Raw genomic sequence first — 4,814 nt, 5'->3', positions numbered from 1 at the left:
TTGTGACTATAACCCCATAAGTAAGAGAATAGGCAAATTAAAAGAATAAAAGTGGGTGCTGTCTTTGGCACCCGCTTTCTGTATTATCTAGTCATATCTATTAGTTTTTTAACAAAATCATTAGCAGGATTATTCCATACTTCATCAGTTGTTCCATACTGCTGTATCTTACCTTCATCCATTACTAAAATATGAGTCCCAAGCTTAAAAGCTTCCTGAATATCATGTGTAATGAAAACAATGGTACAATTTGTAGCCTTATGGATTTCTTTTAAATCTTTTTGTAGTTGATATCTTGTGATAGAGTCAACTGCACCGAAAGGCTCGTCCATAAGCAAAATAAGCGGTGAATTGGCATAAGCTCTTGCAAGACCTACTCTTTGCTGCTGTCCACCTGAAAGTTCATCAGGGTATTTTTCTTTTACATCAGCAGAAAGCCCCACAAGTTTGAGCATTTTATCCACAATGTTCTCTATAGCCTTATCATCAGCACCTTCAAGCTTTGGTACATAGCCTATATTTTCGGCAGCAGTCATATGTGGAAATAATCCATTTCCCTGTATGGCATAGCCTATTTTTCTTCTGAGAGAAATAATATCTTCATTTTTAATATTTTTACCGGATATTAATATTTCACCCTCATCAGGGGTTAATAAGCCATTAACCATTTTCATCATAGTAGTCTTTCCTGAACCGGAAGTTCCTACAACACAGAGGAAATCACCTTCGTTTATCTCAAGATTAAAGCCTTGGAGTACCGGAGTGCCGGAATATGATTTGCATATATTTTTATATTCAATTAGTTTAGTCATTTTTAACCTCCGTAAAGCCCTTTTCTTTTAAGAAACTGATTGCAACATCCTTTGGATTTTCTTTTCCTGCCTCAACCCTGTTGTTAAGCTTTGCCATAGTATCTTCATCTATAAGGTTATTCAGTTTGTCAAGTACAGTATTTAATTCAGGATGTTTTTTAAGAACTTCTTCTCTTACAACTATACCTGCCATGTATTTAGGATAGAAGTTAAGGTCGTCTTTAAGGAGGGCAATCCTAGGATCGGATAGCTGTCCATCAGTTGTAAATACAGAAATTGCATCCAGTTTTTTGTCAAATATAGCCTGATATTTAAGACCGTTATCCATATCCACATGTTTCTTAAATTTAAGCTTATAGGCTTCGACCATAGACTTAAAGGCATCTTTTCTTTCAAAGAAGTCATATCCTGCACCGAAAACAAAATCGTTTGAATATTTGGCTAAGTCACTGATAGTTTTAATATTATATTTTTCAGCTAAATCTTTTCTAAGCCCTATACTATAGGTGTTGTTAAAGCCGAACATTCCCCTCCAGGTAAGCTTGTACTCATCACTGTAAGCTTTATTTAATATATCAAAATCATTTTCTGTATATGGCTCTGTTCTTTTTAATACTATATTCCAAGAAGTTCCGGTGTATTCAGGATACATATCAAAGTCACCTTTGACCATAGCAGGGTGGATGTTGGAAGTTCCTCCTCCGACACCGTATGTAATATTTACATCTAAATCTGTATTCCCCTTGATAAGTGCCGCAGTAATCTCAGCTAAAATATGACCTTCAGAGTTTGGTTTTGAGGCGAGCCTTATTATACCTTTATCTTGATTCTTCCAAAAGCCTATTGTAGCAAGTATTATAGCTAAAACAAGAACTCCGACAACAGCACGTTTTGTCTTTATTGTTTTTAATTTATGTGTAGAAATCAGTTTACCAATTACTCCTAAAATACCATCTGTTGTAAGTGCGAGTAAGGCGATTAAAAAGCTTCCTATGGAAATAAGCACTTGGTTATTGGTGGTAATTCCTCTATAAATAGCCACACCCAAGCCTCCTGCACCTACAAAAGATGCTATACCGGCAAGGGCTATGGTCATGGTAAGCATATTTCTTATGGCAGCAAATATTATAGGAAATGCAAGAGGGAGTTTAATTTTATACATTATCTGGTAATCTTTACTTCCCATTGCCCGACTTGCTTCTATAATTTTTGGATCAATTGTAGTTATTCCCACATAGGTGCTTCTTACTATAGGAAGTAAGGCATAGATGGTAAGGGCAATTATTGCAGTTGTGTTACCGATTCCTGTAAAAGAGATTAAGAAACCTAAGAGTGCTATGGAAGGAATGGTATAGGTTATATTTACAATAGAAATTATATAACCGGCAATTTTAGGTTTTGTTGTTATCCATATACCAATGGACAGACCTATTATTATTGCAATTATGGCAGCAGTAAATATAATTCCCATATGCTCAAGCAGTAGCTTAAGGTAAAATGAAGAGTTTCCGATAAACTCTTCTATGATATTATTTATCATCTTTTCGTCCTCCAGATTAGTTGATAGAAAATTATTCCCGACAATACTACTATATGAGATTAGCGTTGTCAAGGAATTTATGTAGTGATTTTACCAACCTTCTTTCTTCTTCTAATATAACCAATAATTATCGTAACAAGGCTTATAATAATACAGATATAAAAGCTGATTCCTCTGCTCAAAAGCCCTGTATGAACAGCTAAACCGGGAGGCATAAACTTAGAAAAGCCCTGTATCATAAGATAATCAACTACACCTTGTGCTCCGGGAATTGGAGCACAGTTGGAGCCTATTACTGCAAAAGCCTGTGAAAACCATATATCGAATATATGATTAAACTTTCCTCCAAGTCCTAAATAAACAAATAGAGTAATAGTTATCTGAGTTATCCTTTGAGCAAGATTTAATAAAAATGCTACAATAAGCATCTTTCCTTTCCCTAAGGCTATATCTGAAATAGCACTGTATTTTTTAATAGTTTCTTCCCATCTCTCCTTTTTCTTTTCAGGTTTTCTGATAATATGAATCTTTCCTAAAAGACTTATGCCCCAATATCCAAGTTTTTCCATCCACTTCGGTTCTTTTAAGAGCATAAAAAAGAATAGAGTAAGCACGCTCATTATGATAAAGCCCAAAACTATGAAGGCTTTCCCAAAATCATTAAACTGCATAAAAATATCAGGCCTTACTATAAAACTTAAAATAGCCACAAAATCAATAGCAAAGCTATACATTAATAGATTTAATACAAGGCACATAGTAGCTTTTGAAAATGATATTCCATCTTTTTTCATAAAATAAAAGCTTGCAGGCTGTCCTCCTGAGGCAGAAGGTGTAATAGCAGAAAAATAAATATCTGCTGCCGAATATAAAAATGCTTGCCTATGACCTACCTTTACTGAAATATGTTTCAAAATATATTTTATTGCAGCTCCTTCAAGATAGATGTACAAGATTACAGAAACCACAGAAAGAGCAATAAAACCCTTTTTTCCATGCTTTATAAGAATCCATGCATCATTTACCGAAAATCCCTTCGCTTGACTTGTAATAGCTGTAACTGTAAGTACGGCTATTATAATTGTTATAACTGTCCACAATATATTCTTAAATATGTCTTTTTTAGCCTTTTTATCCATCTATAAAATTCTCCTTGGGAGTTTATCTTTACAGTATAACACAAATTTTGCTCCCAAACTTTACATTTATCTTACATTTCCTTTTATTTCAGGATAAATTCTTATGCTTTACTTCTTCTTTGTAGATATTTGCAATATATGATGGACCATTGCACCAAAGTTTCGTATCATTATCATATAGAGCTTTGCCCGTCTTTGATAGGAGAAAGTCCGTTAATACTTCTTTAAAATCTCTCCCTGTATCTTCAGCAATTTCCTCTACAACCATAGTAATCAACAAATCAATTGTATATGCCAATCGTTCTTTACTCATTACCTTTTCAGCCATATTTTCTCGCTTCCTATAAATTTTATACACTCCAGTGATTTATCCGTTTTAAAACAATATTGATTTTTCAGTCTATTTGGCAATAATTGTTTAATGCAAAATTCATCAGCTTCCTTACTTCCAATTTCTCCAAAAACACCGGCTATATATGCTGTTAATACAGCATTAGTAGTATCATCTGCAATTTTGCCTACTATAACATCATATTTCAACATTTCCATTTCAACCTTATTAAAAGAATGCTTCTTTCTATGTGCTGCTATACAATGCAGCCATTCTTCATTTGCAGTCTTAAAAATATTAATCTCTATATCCTTTATCAGATTAATTTCAAATATAGAAATATACCCAAAATCTTGTTCTCTTAATATACTTCTGTCAGCCACTGCCTTTATTATAGATGTCTTTAAGAAACTCACCGCCTGTTCTTTAGATGATGTAAGATAAAAGCCTTGTCCAAAATCCTTATTTTTGGCACATCTTTCAATGTCAGGCTTTTTGACTTCACAATAACTTCCATGATATAACAACAGTCCATTCGATAATTCAAGCATTTATCCGTATCCCCTTTCTTTTGATAAATTCTGATATATCTTCCAGTACTGCTTCATCTCCCTCACAATGAAAAATTCCATATCCGGCTTCAATATATCCTAATACCTCTGCCTTACTAAATAAATTAATAACTTTCTCAATTGACATCTTCCATTCTTCTGCCGCCAGTCTGATTAGCCTTGTCTGCATAAATATAATCTCTGATTTTTTACTCATTTTATACTGCTCCTTAAAACATCATTTACTGTTTATAAGATATTATACACCATTTACAGCCGGTTTCCATATTATTCTAATCAAACAATATATTTTAATTCTCAAAAATCTATATTTTTTCTTGAGGTGAACATTTAGTGTTTACAACGAACTAAAGCTTCCTAAAGTAGTAGATGAAATATCTGAGAAATATAAGATAACATATGACTTAGATAACATATTTT

Annotated in this window: 6 protein-coding genes; all 6 read right to left on the bottom strand. The window is 33.4% G+C overall.

Annotated elements, in window-relative coordinates; all coding sequences use genetic code 11:
* Positions 1 to 83 precede the first annotated feature (83 nt).
* Positions 84 to 812, bottom strand: a complete 729-nt coding sequence (locus ACTTG8_RS09635; RefSeq protein ID WP_442561899.1) for an ATP-binding cassette domain-containing protein — start codon at positions 810 to 812, stop codon at positions 84 to 86.
* Positions 805 to 2,352 (bottom strand): ABC transporter permease/substrate-binding protein, encoded by a 1,548-nt coding sequence (locus ACTTG8_RS09630; RefSeq protein ID WP_442561898.1) that lies wholly within the window; start codon positions 2,350 to 2,352, stop codon positions 805 to 807. Before ACTTG8_RS09630 ends, ACTTG8_RS09635 begins: the two co-directional genes overlap by 8 nt.
* Positions 2,353 to 2,429: 77 nt before the next feature.
* Positions 2,430 to 3,491: a lysylphosphatidylglycerol synthase transmembrane domain-containing protein gene (locus ACTTG8_RS09625; protein ID WP_442561897.1), complete on the bottom strand. Its 1,062-nt coding sequence runs from the start codon at positions 3,489 to 3,491 to the stop codon at positions 2,430 to 2,432.
* Between the two features lie 88 nt (positions 3,492 to 3,579).
* Complete coding sequence (locus ACTTG8_RS09620; protein WP_442561896.1) at positions 3,580 to 3,819, bottom strand: hypothetical protein; 240 nt, start codon at positions 3,817 to 3,819, stop codon at positions 3,580 to 3,582.
* A complete protein-coding gene (locus ACTTG8_RS09615) occupies positions 3,804 to 4,373 on the bottom strand; it encodes a DUF3990 domain-containing protein (protein WP_442561895.1) in 570 nt (189 codons plus the stop codon). Before ACTTG8_RS09615 ends, ACTTG8_RS09620 begins: the two co-directional genes overlap by 16 nt.
* Entirely contained in the window at positions 4,366 to 4,590 is a 225-nt protein-coding gene (locus tag ACTTG8_RS09610) for a DUF3791 domain-containing protein (protein ID WP_442561894.1), read from the bottom strand. Before ACTTG8_RS09610 ends, ACTTG8_RS09615 begins: the two co-directional genes overlap by 8 nt.
* Positions 4,591 to 4,814: the final 224 nt, after the last annotated feature.

It is taken from the genome of Catonella sp. (assembly GCF_052173895.1).
Taxonomy (GTDB): domain Bacteria; phylum Bacillota; class Clostridia; order Lachnospirales; family Lachnospiraceae; genus Catonella.
This window is presented reverse-complemented; position numbering and strand designations above follow the sequence as displayed.